General features: G+C 59.8%; 14 protein-coding genes and 1 pseudogene. 14 read left to right on the top strand and 1 reads right to left on the bottom strand.

Features of this window, described 5'->3' with window-relative positions:
- Positions 1 to 441 precede the first annotated feature (441 nt).
- Positions 442 to 3,435 (top strand): ATP-binding protein, encoded by a 2,994-nt coding sequence (locus E1958_RS14245; RefSeq protein WP_133512446.1) that lies wholly within the window; start codon positions 442 to 444, stop codon positions 3,433 to 3,435.
- A gap of 1,071 nt (positions 3,436 to 4,506) precedes the next feature.
- Here E1958_RS14245 and E1958_RS14240 read toward each other — a convergent pair.
- Positions 4,507 to 4,629 (bottom strand): annotated as a pseudogene (locus tag E1958_RS14240) (Uma2 family endonuclease); the annotation flags it as partial.
- Between the two features lie 118 nt (positions 4,630 to 4,747).
- Between E1958_RS14240 and E1958_RS14235 the strand changes: the two are divergent.
- The 13 genes from E1958_RS14235 (at position 4,748) to E1958_RS14175 (ending at position 18,635) form a co-directional block, all read left to right on the top strand.
- Entirely contained in the window at positions 4,748 to 5,038 is a 291-nt protein-coding gene (locus E1958_RS14235) for an acyl carrier protein (protein ID WP_089725911.1), read from the top strand.
- 232 nt (positions 5,039 to 5,270) lie between these two features.
- On the top strand, positions 5,271 to 5,468 hold the full coding sequence (locus E1958_RS22075) for a ferredoxin (RefSeq protein WP_089730127.1): 198 nt from the start codon (positions 5,271 to 5,273) through the stop codon (positions 5,466 to 5,468).
- Positions 5,469 to 5,473: 5 nt separating this feature from the next.
- Positions 5,474 to 6,016: a hypothetical protein gene (locus E1958_RS14225; RefSeq protein WP_133512445.1), complete on the top strand. Its 543-nt coding sequence runs from the start codon at positions 5,474 to 5,476 to the stop codon at positions 6,014 to 6,016.
- A gap of 491 nt (positions 6,017 to 6,507) precedes the next feature.
- Positions 6,508 to 7,371 carry a ferritin-like domain-containing protein gene (locus tag E1958_RS14220; RefSeq protein WP_133512444.1) on the top strand — a complete coding sequence of 288 codons (864 nt, stop codon included), beginning with the start codon at positions 6,508 to 6,510 and terminating at the stop codon, positions 7,369 to 7,371.
- Complete coding sequence (locus tag E1958_RS14215) at positions 7,368 to 7,847, top strand: PaaI family thioesterase (RefSeq protein ID WP_133512443.1); 480 nt, start codon at positions 7,368 to 7,370, stop codon at positions 7,845 to 7,847. The genes E1958_RS14220 and E1958_RS14215 overlap by 4 nt, the downstream gene beginning before the upstream one ends.
- A gap of 304 nt (positions 7,848 to 8,151) precedes the next feature.
- On the top strand, positions 8,152 to 8,913 hold the full coding sequence (locus tag E1958_RS14210) for a fatty acid desaturase (protein WP_165741460.1): 762 nt from the start codon (positions 8,152 to 8,154) through the stop codon (positions 8,911 to 8,913).
- 24 nt (positions 8,914 to 8,937) lie between these two features.
- Positions 8,938 to 9,390, top strand: a complete 453-nt coding sequence (locus E1958_RS14205; RefSeq protein WP_133512441.1) for an acyl-CoA thioesterase — start codon at positions 8,938 to 8,940, stop codon at positions 9,388 to 9,390.
- A 13-nt stretch (positions 9,391 to 9,403) separates the two neighbouring features.
- Positions 9,404 to 11,146, top strand: a complete 1,743-nt coding sequence (locus E1958_RS14200) for an AMP-binding protein (protein ID WP_133512440.1) — start codon at positions 9,404 to 9,406, stop codon at positions 11,144 to 11,146.
- A gap of 384 nt (positions 11,147 to 11,530) precedes the next feature.
- Complete coding sequence (locus E1958_RS14195; RefSeq protein ID WP_133512439.1) at positions 11,531 to 13,870, top strand: efflux RND transporter permease subunit; 2,340 nt, start codon at positions 11,531 to 11,533, stop codon at positions 13,868 to 13,870.
- Between the two features lie 13 nt (positions 13,871 to 13,883).
- Positions 13,884 to 14,522 carry a hypothetical protein gene (locus E1958_RS14190; protein ID WP_089729203.1) on the top strand — a complete coding sequence of 213 codons (639 nt, stop codon included), beginning with the start codon at positions 13,884 to 13,886 and terminating at the stop codon, positions 14,520 to 14,522.
- A 128-nt stretch (positions 14,523 to 14,650) separates the two neighbouring features.
- A complete protein-coding gene (locus tag E1958_RS14185) occupies positions 14,651 to 15,445 on the top strand; it encodes an outer membrane lipoprotein-sorting protein (protein WP_089729201.1) in 795 nt (264 codons plus the stop codon).
- A 206-nt stretch (positions 15,446 to 15,651) separates the two neighbouring features.
- Positions 15,652 to 16,854: a hypothetical protein gene (locus E1958_RS14180; protein ID WP_207787516.1), complete on the top strand. Its 1,203-nt coding sequence runs from the start codon at positions 15,652 to 15,654 to the stop codon at positions 16,852 to 16,854.
- A 101-nt stretch (positions 16,855 to 16,955) separates the two neighbouring features.
- Positions 16,956 to 18,635 (top strand): response regulator, encoded by a 1,680-nt coding sequence (locus E1958_RS14175; RefSeq protein ID WP_133512438.1) that lies wholly within the window; start codon positions 16,956 to 16,958, stop codon positions 18,633 to 18,635.
- Positions 18,636 to 18,821 lie beyond the last annotated feature (186 nt).

Below are 18,821 nucleotides of genomic sequence, written 5' to 3'. Positions count from 1 at the left end.
AGGTCGGGTTAGGCGCGCCTTGCGATGCAGGCGTGGACAACCGAGGCTGAACGCGCCGTAACCCGACATCCCAGGCTGGCTCCCATCATCGTCTGTCGGGTTACGGCGCGCCCCAATCCTGTGACCCAACCGAACACCGAAGCACGCGCCTAACCCGACCTACCACGACCAGCGGCCGGCAGCTAACTTAATGGCATTGGATTGGACACTGCCTGCACGGTAGGGAACAAGGAACCAATCACCCGCGCCGAATCAAGTACAGACATCATCCTGGTCCTGTCCCGCCTGCCCGCCGCTGTATAGGACCCTGAGTCCGGTGTGTAGGGTTCATTATGGCTTCTGACCACGGAATAGAAGGTAGGTTGGGCAAAGGCGCGCACTGTCGAGTGTGCTTGCCGTCTCGATGTCTACAAAGACACGGACGAGGACTGGCCCACCTGGATGACCCGGCAGCTTATCGAGGCAGATACCGTCCTGTGTGTAGTTACCGAGACCTACAAGAAACGCTTTAACGGCCGGGAGCTGCCCGATGTCGGGCTGGGCGTCGGCTGGGAGGCCGGGCTGACCCGGCGTCTGCTCTACGCGCAAAAGCTGCACAATGATCGCATCTTTCCGATCTGCTTCGAGCCTTCAGACAAGCGGCACATCCCACTCGAGCTCGTGGGATACGACTATTTCCTACTCGAGGGACCGGACGGCTACGAATCCCTGCTGCGCAAGCTCCTGAATCGCCCGCGCTACGAGCTACCCCAACCCGGCCCGGCGCCGGAACTGCCGACCCAAACGACCGAACCCCTGTTCGACCGGCTTGGCGGGTCCGGGCCGGTCGAACCGAGCACACCAGCGGCCGGTCCGCCACCTAGGGCTCCCCTCCCCCAACGGATTGCTCTTTCCCGCTTGCTCGATCTGGGTGTCGCCAGTCGCTTCGAGGAGCTGGTAGGACGTGAGAAAGAACATCGAATCCTGGACCAGGCCTGGCATGACCGGGATACCCACATCCTGATCTTTGTCGCCGCAGGCGGGGTGGGCAAGACTTCTCTGATTACGGACTGGATGACGGGTTTCGTCCACAACCGTTGGCAGGGCGTGGATGCCTTCTTCGACTGGTCCTTCTACAGCCAGGGCACCCGGGACCAAGGCGCGGCCAACAGCGGTCAATTCCTGGATGCCGCGCTCCGGCACTTCGGCGAGACGGCACTGGCCGACAGCCCAGCCCCCGCCGATACCAAAGCCGAGCGGCTGGCCGAGCGCCTGGCGGAGGCCCGGACCCTGCTCCTGCTGGACGGCGTCGAGCCCCTGCAGCATCCCCCACACGCGGGCGGGCTGGCGGGCCGGCTCAAGGACCGGGGCCTGGAGCGACTCCTCAAGCGCCTGGCCCAACTGCCGAGTGCAGGTGGCCTCTGTGTCCTCACCAGCCGGTTGGCCCTGGTGGATCTGAATCCCTTCCATGGCCGGGGCGTGCGGGAAGAGGTGCTCGACAACCTGTCCGCGCGGGCCGCCGCCCGCCTGCTGCACCGGGCCGGCGCCAGCCAAGCCGGCGCCGCCGAGATCGATCCCGACCAGGCCCCCGACGACCGGGAGCTGCGCGAAGCGGCACGGGAGCTGGACGGCCATGCCCTGGCCATCCAACTGCTGGGAGGCTATCTCAAGCACGCCCAAGGCGGGGACATCCGCCGCCGCGACCGTTTGGATTGGTCCCGAGCCTTCGACCGGGAACAGGAGGGCCATGTCGGGTCCCTGATGGGTGCCTATGAGCATTGGTTCGAGCACCAGGGCGAGTTCGGTCGTCGTCAACTGGCCGTCCTGCGCCTGCTCGGCTGCTTCGACCGCCCGGCCCGCCTGGAGCTATTGGACGCCCTGCGGACCGCCCCGGCCATCCCCGGCCTCACCGAGCCCCTGTTCGGACCCAACGGGGGGCTGGACACGGAAGATTGGAACCGGGTACTCACAAGCTTGGCCGAGGACCACCGGCTGATTTCGGTCCGGCACACCGGGGGCCGGATCGAGCAGGTCGATACCCATCCCCTGATCCGCGCCTGGTTCGATCACCGGCTACAACAAGGGAATCAAGCCGCCTGGATCGAAGGCCACCGGCGCCTGTACCAACATCTATGCGAGACCACCGAGTATCGGCCCGACAGTCTGGAGGGCTTGCAACCCCTGTATCAGGCCGTAATGCACGGCTGTCAGGCCGGACTGTATGAGCAGGCCCTGTACGATATTTACGTCGATCGCATCCTGCGGGGCACCGGGCATGACGGCTTCTACAGTACGAGCAAGCTCGGGGCGGTCGGCGCGGATCTGGGCGCGGTGGCCTGCTTCTTCGATCGGCTCTGGGACCGACCCTCGCCCAATCTCTCGGCGGACCAGGCTTGGCTGCTCAACCAAGCGGCCGTTCGTCTGCGCGCCCTAGGCCGGCTGGCCGAAGCACTGGAGCCCATGCGAGCAGGATTGGAGATGCGTATCGAGCAGAAAGTTTGGAAGTCTGCCGCACGCATCGCCAGCAATCTGAGTGAGCTGGAGCTGACACTGGGCGATCTGGCCGCCGCCATTGTCGATGCCGAGCGGTCAGTCAGCTTTGCCGATCGCAGCCAGAACGCCTTCCAGCGAATGGTTAGACGCACGACCCAGGCCAATGCATTGCAGCAGGCGGGCCAAACGGATCAGAGCCGGCGCCTGTTCGCCGAGGCCGAAACCATGCAGGCCGAGCAACACCCACAGTATCCCCGCCTCTACTCGCTGTCGGGCTTCCAGTATTGCGATCTGCTGCTGGCCGATGCCGAATGCGCCGCCTGGCGGCGGACACTCGACCCCCAGGCCCAAATCCCGGATCTCGCTGATCTGCAAAACATCTGTCATCAAACTGCCGAGCGAGCTACGGAAGCACTCCGAATAGCAGAGCGCCATAACTGGCTTCTCGACATCGCACTAGACCAGCTCACCTTGGGCCGTGTAGCGGTCTATCAGGCACTCCTGACCCTGGCGGATGGGGGGCACAAGGGCGCAGTAGAGCCGGACCTATCCGGGATCCACATTTCCCCAGTCGCTATCGACCAGTTGACCACAGCAGTCGATGGTATCCGCGAGTCGGGTAACATGGACGACCTCCCCCGCGGCCTGCTCAGCCGGGCCTGGCAGCGGTGGTTGACAGGCGATGGTCCCGATTCCAGGAAAGGCGCCGTGGCGGATCTGGATGAGGCCTGGGAGATCGCCGAACGCGGATCCATGCCCCTCTATCAGGCGGATATTCTCCTCACCCGCGTCCGGCTGTTCGGACGAAGCAAGGACTACCCCTGGGACTCGGCGCGGGACGACCTCACCGAGGCCCGCCAGCTGATCCAAAAACACGGCTACCACCGCCGCGACCGCGAGCTCGCCGACACCAAGGCCGCCTTCCAAGCGAACGGGGTCATAGGGAACGGGGTCAGGTCTTGATCCGTGACCCTTGAAGGCACAGGTCAAGACCTGACCCCTTTCCGCTGATTTTATTGGTTTTCAGTTGGAAAACTGCAGCTTTCGGTCGTTTCGTACCAAACCATCGATTCTCTTTAGGTTCCTTAAGCCCCTTATTTTTTGCCGCAAATGAACGCAAATCGACGCAAATTTAAGACCTGATCTTCATTTGCGTTCATTCGCGTTCATTTGCGGCTGAATTCTCCGGCGGGAAGTTAAGACTAAGGCACCTTGATTTCGCGCTCGTTCCCACGCTCCAGCGTGGGAACGCCATCTTGTCCGCTCCTGCGGACGCAGCTCCTCTGTACTGATAGGCGTTGGCTGTTAGCCTACCGAGACGCTTAATCGACGCTGGAGCGTCAGATCCCTCCTCCGTCGGGACCAGGTTTGCTCCCACGCTGGAGCGTGGGGAGCCAGCCGAAAGCCGGGAGCGCCGGCATCCTGCCGGCGACTATTTGCCGCCAGGATGGCGGCGCTCCTGTAGCGGCGTGCCCAACATTCGGTGTTGGGCATGGACCATCCCTGGCCCTTTGCCCAACCTACAAACTAAAAATCAACCTATTGATTTCAAAGCGGTAGGCTGGGTCGAGGGACTAAACTCAAGCAAACCCGGCCTGCCCCTAAAAGCTGATTGGCTTGCTGGGTTTCGTTCCTCAACCCAGCCTACGGCCCTTTTTTTAGACAGCCTTTAAGCGTCACCGGTCGCCAAAGTAAGCGAAAAAACTACGAATCACGCCAATCCTCGCGAAATGTCATCCCGAACCGAAGGGAGGGATCTTCTTCGCGCACTTCGTCGTTTTCTCTTCCGCCACCCACCAGCCGCGGTCGCCGGGGCAACCACAGCCCGTAGGGCGGGTCAGGCGCGTGCGCCAGGCGCCGCGATTGCCGCAGCGGTGGGCGCGCCGTCACCCGCCGGATGGCGGCGGGTGGCAGCCCATAGATCGGGTCAGGCCAGGCCCCGTCCCGACGCAGGAGGGAGCCTGGCCACCACCCGCCGGAGGTGGCTGGCATCCGGCGGATGGCGCAAGCTTATCCACCCTACGCGGGCTCGATCGGACCGATCAGCCAAGCGTATTGCACACCATAACGGGCGTACAGCGGCAGTTTGACCTCGCGATCCATACTTGCCGTGGACGGAGACAGGATCTCGCATATCCAGTCAGGGACTACCTCGAATACGGGTGTTTTTCCCCTTCACTTTCACTAAAAAAATTTATCCTATACTAAAAAAATACTATTACCTATTTAAGAAATTATTGGTAGGATTACACTTAAAATAATAAAGGGTAAGGCTATGAACACTTCAGAGATTATGCAGCAACTCCGCGCGCTGTTGGCAACCAGAATGCCACAGGTAACCATACCTCCAGGCGAGGCATTCGAAACCGCCCCTATTGCAAAAACACTCGGTATGGATTCCCTGGAAATCGTCCGTTTAGTCGTTGCTCTGGAAACCCACTTTGCCGTCGAGCTGTCGGACTCGGAATTAGTTCGTGTACGGACCTTCGGTGACCTGGCAAACGCCATTGCCCAAGCACCGGCTTGCGCTACGGAGGAAGTTCCAGGTTCAATGCCATTAAGTTAAGTTTTGTAGGTCGGGTTAGGCGCGCCTTGCGATGCGGGCGTGGACAACCGAGGCTGAACGCGCCGTAACCCGACATCCCAGGCTGGCTCCCATCATCGTCTGTCGGGTTACGGCGCGCCTCAATCCTGTGACCCAACCGAACACCGAAGCACGCGCCTAACCCGACCTACCACGACCAGCGGCCGGCAGCTAACTTAATGGCATTGACTTTCAGGTAAAGAGTAAACCCGGAATGGAAAGCGAAGTTCTCCTAATCACCGACCGGGGGCGTTGTATCAGGTGTTCTTCCTGTGCTTCGCTGGCTCCGGGCTGTTTTCTGGTTGAGGAAGAAGGTAGCCGCGTCATCCGACAACCTGCGTCTGACGATGAGCGGTCTTGCTGCCAAGAAGCCGTGTTGAATTGTCCGGCTCAGATCATAGCGATCATTTGATCCATATGACTGCTACTGCTATGCCGGAGACGAGAGTCAGGCTGAGGCGAAGGGACCGGGAGCAACTTTTACGCGACGCCTGGCTGCGTCATGACGCGCTATGGTTTGGTTATGTCTCTGAGCACCTGGATGACAAGCTCGTCAATGTAGGCAACCGGATGATCGTAGAGCGCCTGGCCGAATACGAAATGCTGTCGTTGATGCGCAAGCTGCGCCTATGGCCGGGAAATGGGGATGCCGCAACCCTGAAGGCGCTCTTTGAAATTGGTATCGATCTCTATCAAACCCGTTACTCGCCGGTGGAGATCGAACTGCTCCCTGGTAACTGCTTGGGTGTTTCCATGCATGACTGTTGGGCCTGTAAGGCCGTGCGTGAGGCCGGCCGGTTGGATCGCTATCGGTGCGGCCCTTGGGCACGTCTGAAAGGATGGCTCAAGGCGGTAGGCATAATCCCTAAACTGAAGCCGGATCCCGGGCTCTGTCTGGCGTTGCAAGAGCAAGGGGCGGAAGAGGTATGTCGGGTGGAGGTAGCCATTCCTTTAAGTTAGCTGCCAGCCGCTGATGGTGGTAGGTCGGGTTAGGCGCATGCTTCGGTGTTCGGTTGGGCCACAGGATTGGGGCGCGCCGTAACCCGACAGACGATGATGGGAGCCAACCTGGGATGTCGGGTTACGGCGCGTTCAACCTCGGTTGCCCACGCCCGCATCGCAAGGCGCGCCTAACCCGACCTACAAAACTTAACTTAATGGCATTGCCACATGACCCCCCGCGCGGCCTGCACGCATGGCCTCGCGTTAAGTGTCGGTTGGGTCAGGCGCGCGGTTCGATCCCGAAGCCCAGTGACAGGGCTGAACGCGCCCTAACCCAACACGCCGGACTGGTCCCGACGCAGGAGGGATCTTTTCCCACAACCAACGCCAAATAACCCCGGACCGCGCCCGGACCGGCACGCCGCCGAACGCGGCGTAACGCAACAGGACACGAGGATCCGTTTTAACCAAACAGCTTCTCAGGTTTAACTTCCATAGGAGGACTCAAGATGTCATTGGCTCAAAAGAGTGTAATCAGTAACCGGACGGCAAGCAAAGGTGTCATTGGGAGCATGCTGCAGGATTTTCGCTTTTTTGATCTCTATTACCAGGCGGAGACCATTCGCTGGAAATTCGACGAAATCGCATGGAGCCGAATTGCCAGGGATAGGACCACACCACAATTGCTCGAACACGTAAAGAGCGTGGTTAATGTCGAATTCACCACATTCCCCGGTGCAATGAACTTTTTCCGGGAGTTTTCGGATGATATGGACTTCACTCAGTGGGTAACTGTTTGGCTGTACGAGGAGACCCGTCATCCCCATATCCTGATGCGTTGGTTGTCCCACTTCGACGTGTATTTCGACGCCTCCGAGATGGCCGAACGGCGGGAGATTTACCCGCTCGGCCAGTCGCGCGTGGGCACGCTGAGCATGAATATCATCTCGGAAATGCGCGCCGCATCTTGGTATCTCGACCTGGCAGCAGCGGTGGATGAACCCGTCCTGAAGGATATATGCATGAAGCTCTCCGCGGATGAATCACGTCATGCGGCCGGGTTTTACACTTATGCGAAAAAATACATCGAGGGTTCCGCTGATCCTGATCTCGAACGACAGCGGGCCCTTGAGATGTTGTACGTGTGGTTAAACAGTGAGACCGAGAACAAGCACCCCGCGGGTTATTTCTTCGACCATACCAACAACCAAGCGGGCTTGACGGATACGACCATTACCTACTCCAGTCCGGAGGTAGTCGACAATCGCATCTGCCATATGTTCGGTCAACTGACCGGGGTACCGCTGAAGACGAAGACCGAAATCAAGCGGTTCATTCGTCACTTCTACCAAAAGACGAGTGCCATGATATGAGTGGAGAGCATTCCGCATTGAGCCCCATCGCCCGTTGTCTGCGTCCACCACCGCCGGATGCCGGCGTAGTGGTCGGGGGCATCTACCGATACGGTGACGGCGTCAGGGCAGACTTTCTGGCTCCACATGAATATCAGGGACACCCAGGGATCGTGCACGGCGGCGTTTCTGCCATGTTGTTGGATGAGGTCATGGGCTATGCTGTCGTGGCCAATCAAGCCACGCATGCAATCACCCAGAGATTGCGTATCACTTATATTTCACCCGTTCCGACGGGAGAAAATCATTACCTGCAAGCGCAGCTGGAGTCGTTCGAAGGGGACTTTGGTGTGGTGTTGGGTAACATCTTTAATCAGGAAGGGGAATTACTGGTTACAGCGACCGGTCTGTTTCGCCTCGAAAACGACATAGCCGCGAACTTCGCCCTGCGGGATTCACAGACAGGAATACAGCCGACACCTGAATCAAGAGATTGACTCCCCCCGTACAGGCCAATGCTATTAAGTTAGCTGCTGACCGCTGGTCGTAGTCGATCAGGATGCGGAAGCGAAAACGACGACGCGCGCGAATCGGCGCGAACAAGATCCCTCCCTTCGGTTCGGGATGACAATTTCGCGCGGATTTGCGTGATGCGTCGTTTCTCCTTTTGTTTGGTGACCGGTAACGCTTAACTTAATGGCATTGCCGTACAGGTGGAATCCGGTAAAGGGCAGAGCCAGGACCAACAGAATGAATCAAAACCATAATGCATACCGTAGGACAACACGGGAAATCCGATGGATGACCTACGCGGTCCCCTTACTCTCCGTGATGTCGGTGCTACTGTGCCTGATACCGGAAATCACCTCGGTACCCGCCTGGGCCATCTTTTTGGTCAACATTCCCTTGACGATCCGGATCGTCGGTATGAATCACGAATTGTTCCATGAACCTCCCTCGAAACTCGGGGGCAATCGACTGCTAAGGCTGAACTTGCATGTCTATACCCCATTGACGATAGGATTTGACGAATACCGGGAATTGCACCTCCGCCATCACGCATACGATAATTCCGACCGCGACCCGGATTTCCGGATGATTCGGGACGGCAAGCACAACGCCCTGTGGCGCCTGGCCTTGGCCCCGGAATATTGGTTTTTATACTGTATGAAACACGGCATTCTTTCCCGTGATTTTTGGTTGTTGTATATTGGGCGAATGCTCGTATTGGCAGGCTATGTAGCGCTGGTTGGCGTCGAGAATTACCTCCTTCTGTTCCTGCTTCCCACCAAGCTTGCATTTGCCCTGAGCTTTCTCGTCTTCTCTTATGAATCACATACGGACGCTACGGGAAAACCCCGTAGCATCTGGAACCTAAAGCCGCGTCTTACGCTGCTGAACCGGGCAATCTATTGGTCCATCGGTCCTTATGCCTATAACATCGCTTATCACCATGCTACGCACCATGCATACCCATGGGTCAGCGGCGTGAAGCTCTCCGAGGTCCGAGGTCCCGATTTCCCCTTGGCGCATGGATTCCCTGAGCGATCCGTGCTGTTTTAGCTCTCCAACGGCAACCAAATATCAATGTCCGAACAAGCACAACCCTTAGCTATCCATCCCCTGGAAACCCTGCTGGATCTGACCCCACGTACCTATGACATCGATTTCGCGGGAGTCGTCAGCAATATCGTCTATGTGCGGTGGCTCGAGGACCTGCGTCTGGAGATGCTGCAGCGCTTTCTGCCCCTACCCGAACTGATGGAACGCGGGCTTGCGCCTACTATCCTTTCCACGACCATCGAATATAAATACCCGGTGCGTCTGTTCGACCCTATCCGCGGTGCCATGTGGCTCACCGACCTGGGGCGTTCGAGCTGGGAATTGACGGCTCGGTTTACCCACCAAACAGACGGCAAGGTCGCTGCCGAGGCGGTACAGAAAGGCCTGTTGCTGGACATCGGCAAGGGCCGCCCGGGCAAGATTCCGGATGCGTTGCGCGAACGCTATCGACAGGAAACGAATGCCCCGTCACGCTGAGCGAACCTGATAGATGGCAACTCTGGCGGAGCGGTTGCACGCCTATCTCGAATCAGGTGATACGAGCGGCCATTGGTTTTTCGATCCCCGTACCCAAGGGTTCGCTTGGGAAAGCCACCGGACCCTGGCGACCAAGGCCCTGGAACGGGGGGAGCGACTGCGGGCGCGCGGGCTACCGCGCGGCAAGGTCATGCTCATCGCCGCCGGCTCGCCGAGATTTACCCTCGGGGCCTTCTATACGGCGATTGCTGCCGCGGCCAAGCCTCTGATTATTCCCACCCCAGGGGCGTTCAAGGGGGTGGAGGCCTGGGGCGAACGGGTGCGCCAGGTGTCAAAGGTGCTGGATGGGGGACTGCTGGTCGCCGAAGAACGCCCGGAGATCAGACTCGCGTTGGAACATGAGCGGCATTTCGCGCCCATTTTCTGTGCTCCCGATCTCAAGGAGCTGGATGACCAGTCCCACGTCCTGCGTCGTCGCTGTGGTCTGGTTGCGTCCGCTGTGGCCTTCCTGCAAATGACCAGCGGCTCCACCGGTCCCGGCAAGCTGCTCGCGATCAGCGACGCCAATGTCTTCGTCAACACCCGCGGGATCAGGCAGGCGGGTCTGCTCGGTGAAGGCGAAACCGGCATCAGTTGGCTACCGCTTTATCATGACATGGGGCTGGTAGGGGCCGAGCTATTCTGTTTCGTGCATGGTTATCCCTTAGTAATCCTGGCTCCCCAGGATTTTCTCCGCAGACCGGAACGTTGGCTGGAGGCCATAAGCAGATTCCGTTGCACGCTGGCGGTCAGCGCTAATTTTGGTCTTGATTACTGCGTCAAAACCCTGTCGAATTCGGCAGTGAACCACTATGATCTGTCATCACTGAAAGTGCTCTTTTGCGGTGCGGAACCGATTCGGCGGCGGACCCTGACGGCCTTTGCCGATAAGTTTGGTCCCTTGGGATTCGACCCTGACGCCTTTCTTCCTTGTTACGGGATGGCGGAGACGACGCTTGCAAGCACGGTCCGTTCACCGGCCGATCCCCTCAGGTTTCTGGCGCTTGACCGCGGAGCAGTTGCCGTCGGTGCCCCAGCCGAAATCGCCGATGAAACCACCCGAGCAGAGGATGCGGAAAACAAGTATCTGGAGATCGTATCCGTGGGGCGACCAATCGCCGGGACTCGCATCGAGATTCGGGGCCCTTCAGGAAACCCCCTGGCAGAAAACAGGCTCGGGGAGATCCTCGTATCAGGCCCGTCGATCGCCTTGGGCCACCTGCTTCCAGGCCGTTCAACCCCGCTGGTCTTTGAAGGCGGATATGTGCACACTGGGGACCTGGGTCTGATACACAAGGGTGAACTCTATATCATCGACCGCATGAAGGGCATTATCGTCCACAATGGCGTCAATTATTCCTGCGCGGATATGGAAGAGCGCGTGGCCGCCATTGTTGGTGCGCCCGCCGACCAGTTCGCAGTATTCGAGGCCGACATCAATCGCGAGCACGCAACGGATGTCGTCATGTTCGTCGATGGCGGTCCGAATACCCGGAAAGCGCGAATCGAGGAGGTATTGCCACAACTGGCAGCCATTGAACCTCCTTTGGCGCGGGTCCTGCTGGGAAGAAAACGGATTATTCCGCGGACTACGAGCGGTAAAAAACGTTATCTCGAGTGCCGTAAGCTGCTTGCATCAGGACCGATAGCAACCCTACTGGACGTGAGTTTCGGCAACGCCGTCGAGCCTATGGTCCCTGGCCGAAGCCACAGCTGACCCGATATAGCCTTAGAGGCTGTCTAAAAATTAAGATACTGATTTTAGGGCATAAAATTTGTAAATTCGTGCTCGTTCCCACGCTCCAGCGTGGGAACGCCGTCTGGTCCGCTCCAGCGGACTTAGCTCCTCTGTGCTAATAGGCGTTGACGGTTAGCCTACCGAGGCGCTTAATCGACGCTGGAGCGTCAAGATCCCTCCTCCGTCGGGACAAGTCTGCTCCCACGCTGGAGCGTGGGGAGCCAGCCAAAAGACACAGCTGACCTGATATAGCCTTAACTGAAGGATGCGTATCCTCTTTAAAAAACGATCACACCGACCTTCGATAGCTGCTCGGGATGTCGACGAGATGCTCCGGCCAGGCCGGAGGGATGGAGAAAGGGCGTGAATGAGACCTATGCGAACTGGATCCTGACCCACCGTTGGTGGGTGATCGCAGCGATTATATTACTGGTAGCGCTGGCCGGCAGCGGCGGCCGGTTGCTGAAGTTTTCGACCGACTACCGGGTGTTCTTCAGCGCCGAGAATCCCCAGCTCACTGCCTTCGAGGCATTGCAGGATACCTACACCAAGAACGATAACCTGCTGATGGTGCTGGCGCCCGCGTCGGGCGACGTCTTCACACCGCGGGTCTTCGCGGCGATCGTCGATGTCACCGAACGGGCCTGGCAGATACCCTACTCGCTGCGCGTCGATTCCCTGAGCAATTATCAACATACCTATGCCGAAGGGGACGATCTGACGGTCATCGATCTGATCGAGGACCCCGCGGCCAAGACCGCGGACCAGATAGACCAGATCCGTGCGATCGCCTTGGGTGAACCCCTGCTGGTGCGGCGGTTGGTCTCACCCCAGGGGCATGTCACCGCGATCAATGTCACCGTCGAGCTGCCGGGGAAAAACCGGGGTGCGGAGGTGCCGATAGCAGTCAAGAAAGCGCGCGAGATCGCCGCTTATGTCGAGCGTACCTATCCGGAAATCAAGGTCTACCTGAGCGGCGTCGTGATGATGAACAATGCCTTCGCCGAGGCCTCCCGGTTCGACATGACACACCTGTTGCCGCTGGCCTTGTTGTTCATCGTCGTCGCCGTCTTGCTGCAATTGCGCGGCCTGGTGGGCACCCTGGCGACGGTGCTGGTGATTTTGTTCTCGGTGATCGCCGCCATGGGGATCGCCGGCTGGTCCGGCGTGCCGCTGACCGGACCCTTGATGTCCGCACCGACCATCATCATGACCTTGGCGGTGGCCGACTGTGTCCATATCCTCACCAACTGGATGCAGGGCCTGCGCCGGGGCTACAGGAGACGACAGGCCATGGCGGAGAGCCTGCGCCTCAATCTCACCCCCGTCTTTCTGACCTCGGTGACCACCGCGATCGGTTTTCTGACGCTGAATTTCTCGGATGCACCGCCGTTCCGGCACCTGGGTACCATCTCTGCGCTCGGCGTCATGATCGCGTTCGTGCTCTCGGTCACCTTTCTGCCGGCACTGGCGACCCTGTTGCCGTCCCTGGTGCGCGAGCGGCGGCGGTCGGACGGCTACCGGATGCTGCGGCTTGCCGACTGGGTGATCCGGCGCCGCCGACAGCTGCTGGTCGGGGTGGGCGCGACCATCGTGACCCTGGTCGCGCTGGTGCCAATGAACGAGAGCAACGACGTCTTCGTGCACTATTTCGACGAACGCATCCGCTTCCGCACCGATAGCGATTTTGTCGTCGCGAACCTGACCGGCGTCTATTTCATCGACTATTCGCTCGACGCGGGGGAGCCGGGTGGCGTTGCCTCACCGGCACGCCAGCGACAGATCGAGGCGCTGGCCAACTGGCTGCGCACTCAGCCGGAGGTGGTGCATGTCAATACGATTACGGATATCTTCAAGCGCCTGAATCGTAATCTGCACGGCGATGCGGACGCCTGGTACCGCTTGCCCGAGCAGCGCGACCTCGCTGCCCAATATCTGCTGTTGTACGAGATGTCGTTGCCCTATGGTCTGGACCTCAATAACCAGATCGATATCGACAAGCGGGCGACCCGCATGAGGGTGACCCTGCACACCCTGTCGACCAAGGAGGTGCTCGCCTTCGAGCGCCGTGTCTACGACTGGATGGAGCGGCATACACCGGAGATTCTCACCTACGGCGCCAGTCCGACGGTGATGTTCGCGCATATCGGGAGCCGCAATATTCGCAGTCTGATCAGTGGCGCAGTCATCGCCCTGATCCTGATCTCGCTGCTGTTGATGGTGGCGCTGAGGTCCTGGCGCTACGGGCTGGTGAGCCTGATTCCGAACCTGGTGCCGGCGGGGATGGCGTTCGGCGTGTGGGCCCTGATCGATGGTGAAATCGGCCTGGGCGTCTCCGTGGTTGCGGCGATGACGATCGGCATCGTAGTCGACGATACGGTTCACTTTCTGAATAAATATCTGCGCGCGCGCCGCGAGCAGGGGCTCGACGCTGCCCAGGCGGTTCGCTACGCCTTCCAGACGGTCGGTGTCGCCCTGTGGGTGACCTCGATCGCCTTGATCGGCGGCTTCCTGGTGCTGGCGACCTCGTCCTTCGAGATCAACAGCGCCATGGGGCTCTTGGTCTCGATTGTGATCGCATTCGCCTTGCTGTGCGACTTCTTATTTCTACCCCCATTGTTGATGCGTCTGGACGGGTGGCTGCAACAGGGGGCACGCGGGCACGGCGATGATGCCCTTAGCCCAACGTCGACGAATGCGTAAGCCAGACAGGTGTATGCCCCGCTTTTTTTCCGGCCCGGATCATGTCCACGACCAGAACTTCAAGAACCTCATCCTTGACTACCCGCACCAGGCGCTGGCCTTCTTCGCTGCGGACGAAGCCGCTGCGATCGGTACCGCCCGGATTACACCCGTGCGCCAAGAGCCCGTAGGGCGGGTCAGGCGCGTGCGCCAAGCGCCGCGATTGCTGCGGCGGTGGGCGCGCCGTCACCCGCCGGATGACGGTGGGTGGCAGCCCGTAGGTCGGGTCAGGCCAGGGCGACGGAAGTGGCTGGCATACGGCGGATGGCGCAAGCTTATCCGCCCTACGCGGGCTACCCCCGCTGTTGATGCGCCTGGATATGTGGCTGCAACGGGGGGAACCCGGGCCTGGGCCTGCGCTCGGCCCGACAACGACGAGTTCGCCTTAGTAAGCAGTGCCGAAGCACTGATCGACTGCTGTGCTAATCTTACCCGCATGACCGCAAAGGTAAGGAAAATAGGTGAGGAGCAAGGTGAGGCACGGATTATGCACCGTCTGTTGAACCGGCTTGATGTTGCGGAAGTTTCCGAATTGCTCGGTCTCTCAGCAGAAGACGTGAAACGCATTGCAGCGGCGGGAAACGATGATAGTTCGGTGCACGGCAGGCATTAATGGGGGGTCGTGCGGACGAAGAAGGTGACGATTTCGGGAAGCCTTATACACGCCCGCCTTGCAATTATCCCCCTTCCATTTGAATGGAGCTGGGCTTTTTTGTGCCCTGATCGATACGGGAGAAAACGATGGCTAGACGACTGGTTCCGATCCTGATCTTGCTGGTTCTCAGCATGCCGCTCGCGGCCGAGACACCCGCGGAAAAGGGATTACGGGTTGCAAAAGCGGCCGACCGACGTGACAGCGGTTGGAAGGACCAAACCGCCGACCTGATCATGATCCTGCGCAACCGCAGGGGCAACGAGAGTCGGCGCAGGATCCGCACCAAGACCCTGGAAATGCAAAACGACGGCGATAAGAGCCTATCGCTGTTCGACGAGCCGGCCGATGTCAAGGGGACCGCGATGTTGACCTTTTCCCATGGTCTGCGGCCGGACGATCAGTGGCTCTATCTGCCGGCCCTGAAGCGCGTCAAACGCATCACCTCGCGCAACAAATCCGGTCCCTTCGTGGGCAGCGAGTTCGCATTCGAGGATCTGGGCTCGCAAGAGGTCGAGAAGTACCGCTACCAATACCTGCGTGAGGAAGCCTGCGGCAAGGGTTGGCGATGCCATGTGGTAGAGCGCATCCCGGCCTATAAGTATTCGGGCTATTCACGTCAGGTCGGATGGGTCGATACCAAGGAATACCGCCGCGTAAAGTTGGAGTTTTATGACCGCAAAGGCGCCCATCTCAAGACGCTCAAGTGGAAAGGTTATAAGTCCTATCGCCTCTCCACCGGTAACTATTGGCGCGCCGACGAGATGTTCATGCAAAATCATCAGACCGGAAAGTCGACGACTCTGAAATGGTCCAATTACCGCTTTGACACGGGACTTAGCAGCGGCGATTTCAACAAGAACGCGCTGGCGCGCCTGCGCTGATTCCAGGGCGTGTTGACATTTAATAAGGGGTAAACCAACCTTTTGGCTTGTCTCCTAATGGTACAGGATTAACAGGATTTCCAGGATTAACAGGATGTTTTAATTAGGAAAAATAATCCTGTTAATCCTGATCATCCTACCAATCTTGTCCTATTGGCGGTTGGTACGACGATTATGTCAACAGCCCCTAAAGGCGGCACACCCCAATGAATCTCGTGAAAAGGCTGCTGCCGGCGCTGTCGATAACCCTCGCGTCCGCGGCCTACCCCCTGGACTGGTCCGGGAATCTGGCCGTCGAGGCACGCATCTTCCCTTCCGCCGCCCGGTGGTCCGAACAAAAGAACAGTGGCCTGTCGCTCAGCTTTCAGCCCGAGCTCCGCCATCAGTGGCACGACGGCAAGCGAGGGCTCACCTTCATTCCCTTCTTGCGTATCGATAGCACGGATGAGGAGCGCACCCACGCCGATATCCGTGAGTTCAAGTATCTGCACGTGGCCGACGGCTGGGAGATTCGCGCCGGTATCGACAAGGTGTTCTGGGGGGTGACCGAATCCCAGCACCTGGTGGACATCGTCAATCAGACGGATCTGATCGAGAACATCGACGGCGAAGACAAGCTGGGCCAACCGATGGTGCGTGTCACCAGGGTGCTGGGGAACGGCGCCATCGACCTCTTTTTGTTGCCCTGGTTTCGGGAGCGCACCTTTCCGGGCGCCGAGGGGCGCCTGCGCACGCCGCTGGTGGTCGACACCGACCGGGCGCGCTATGAATCCGATTTGGAGCAAAGACACTTCGACTATGCCCTGCGCTGGAATCAGACCATCGGCCCTGTCGATGCGGCGCTCTCCTGGTTCCACGGAACGGCGCGCGCTCCGGACCTGGTGCCCGACACCCAAGCCGGCGCCACCCAAAACGGCGCATCTGGCCTGATACCCTATTATCCCCTGCTGCGGCAGGCGGGCCTGGAATTTCAATACACCGGCGAGGCCTGGTTATGGAAGCTGGAGGCGGTGCACCGTGAGACCAAAGGGAAAGATTATCGCGCGGCGGTCGGCGGCTTCGAGTATACCTTCGTCGGCATCCATGACACGCAGCTCGACCTGGGCGTATTGGCCGAATATAACTATGACTCGCGCCGACTCGATGCCAGCTCGCCGTTTCAGAACGACCTCTTTATCGGTACCCGGCTGACCTTCAACGACACCCAGAGCAGCGAACTACTCGCCGGCGGTTTCTTCGATCTCGATTACCACAGCAGATCGTTTCGAGTGGAGGCGAGCCGCCGCATCGGACAGAGCTACAAGCTCTCCGTCGAGGGACAACTCTTCCTGGACATGGCCTCCCGCGATCCACTGGCGGCGTTCGCAGCGGACGATTTCATCCGGATCGAGCTGACGCGCTATTTCTGATGCCGAAACGTGGATAGGCGTCTTTGACGCCTAGCCAAAGAGCAAGGATCGTTCCATGCTTTAAACAGTTCCAATCCTTATGGGACGAGGGGAAAACGACCATGGAACGCAAGCTACAAGGACCGCAACCCATTATATTCCTGAGCAAGGACACCAAGCTGATCGCTGCGGTCTCGGAACGGCTCGTCACGGCAGGCATCAAGATAGTCGCCTTCCCGACTGTCGATGCCCTGACGGCGGATAGGTGTCCGGGGTTGGGAGCGATCCTGGTGCTGGACACCAAGACCCTGCCCGAGGGACAGGACATCGCTTCGCTGATGGGCCATGTGGAGCGACGCTGGGGTAGCCGTCCCATGCTGACCTGCATCGCCCATTCCAGCGCAATCGAGCTGCGGCTGCAGGCCTTGCGGGCGGGCGCGGACGCCTTCTGGACCAGCCCCGTGGCCGCGGACGAGCTGGCCGCTCGGCTGCTCGCGCTCAGCGATACCCCCGGCTCAGATGGCTACCGGATCCTGGTGGTCGACGACCAGCCGGTGGCGGTCAACTTCGCCGTCCGGGTTCTGGAGGATGCGGGAATGCGGACCCGCAGTGTCGGTGATCCGCGTCGCGTGCTGGAGATCCTGGAGGCGTTTCGGCCGGATCTCGTGCTCATGGACCTGCACATGCCCGGCGTAGACGGCATCGAGCTGACGGCCCTGATTCGTGAGCACGAAGCGGTCTATGCGACCCCGGTCGTCTTTCTCTCCTCGGAGCTGGATCCGAGTCGGCAGTTGGATACCCTGCGGGTGGGTGGAAACGACTTCATCACCAAGCCTGTCCACCCGGAGCAATTAGTCGCAACCGTCCGCCGGAACATCCGCACCTTTCGTAGGCGGCAGGGGCGGCAACACCCGAGCGGAGACGATACCCCGTCCCTGCTGACTCGCACTGAGAAGGTCCGTTCAAAGTCAGGCGAACCGGCCGACAACCAGGTCGGCAGCCAGGTCGGAAGCAATCGACCGCCGGCGCCTGCTGACCCCAATCCCGAACGCGTCGCGCAGCTGACCGCACTGGTCCAAGCGGCGCTGCGCTCCGCAGGCCTACAGCTGGTATACCAGCCCATTATGGCCTTGCGGGGAGAAAGGAAAGCGCTCTACGAGACCGGTCTGCGGCTCAAGCTGCCGGACGGCGAGTACCTGCCGGCGTCCGCTTTCCTCCCCGCCGCCCGACAGGGTGGTCTGCTGCCGGCCATCGACCGCTGGGTCATGGAGCACGCCCTGGACCGGCTCCGGCAGGAGCAGGCTACCCATCCGCGGCTGCGGCTCTTCCTGCATCAGGGCCTGGAGACCCTGAACGCGGAGGAGTGGCTGTCTTGGTTCCAGAACCAGATCGCCGCGTGGAATCTCATCGAGACGCTGCCGATCCTGCAATTCCAATTCGCTGAGCTCTCCGCCGCGCGGGAGGTCGCCGCAACCCGTTTCGAGGCGCTGCGACACCTGGCGATCGAGACCTGTCTGGATGTGCCCGCAGACGACCCGCAGGTAACCGACCTGATCGACGACCTAGGTATTGCGCTGATACGGTTCCCCCTGCCGCCCACCAGGGCGCCGGACCCGGCGCGCTTAACGGAGCTGGTTACGCGCGTCCACGCGGTGGGGGCCAAGGTCATCGTCGCCCACATCCAAGATCCCCGGACCATCGCCCGCGTCTTCGGCTGCGGCGTTGACTTCATTCAAGGAGACTTCCTGCAACCCCCCTCCGCGGAGCTGGACTTCGATTTCGGTGAAGCGGCCTTGGCCTGACCGAGGCCTACACAGGTAGTGGTTAATATTTAAATGACTTGTTGGGCACGCCACCGTCCCTGGCGGCTTTGCCCAACCTACGAGCTGACCGAGGCCCGCACAAACTAAGGGCTGCTGACATTTAGCTTGGGTGCTGCAGCTCAATGCCACTAAGTTAAGCATTACTGGTCGACAAACAAGAGGAGA

This window comes from Candidatus Thiosymbion oneisti, from assembly GCF_004359955.1.
In the GTDB taxonomy this organism is placed as follows: Bacteria; Pseudomonadota; Gammaproteobacteria; order Chromatiales; family Chromatiaceae; genus Thiosymbion; species Thiosymbion oneisti.
This window is presented reverse-complemented; position numbering and strand designations above follow the sequence as displayed.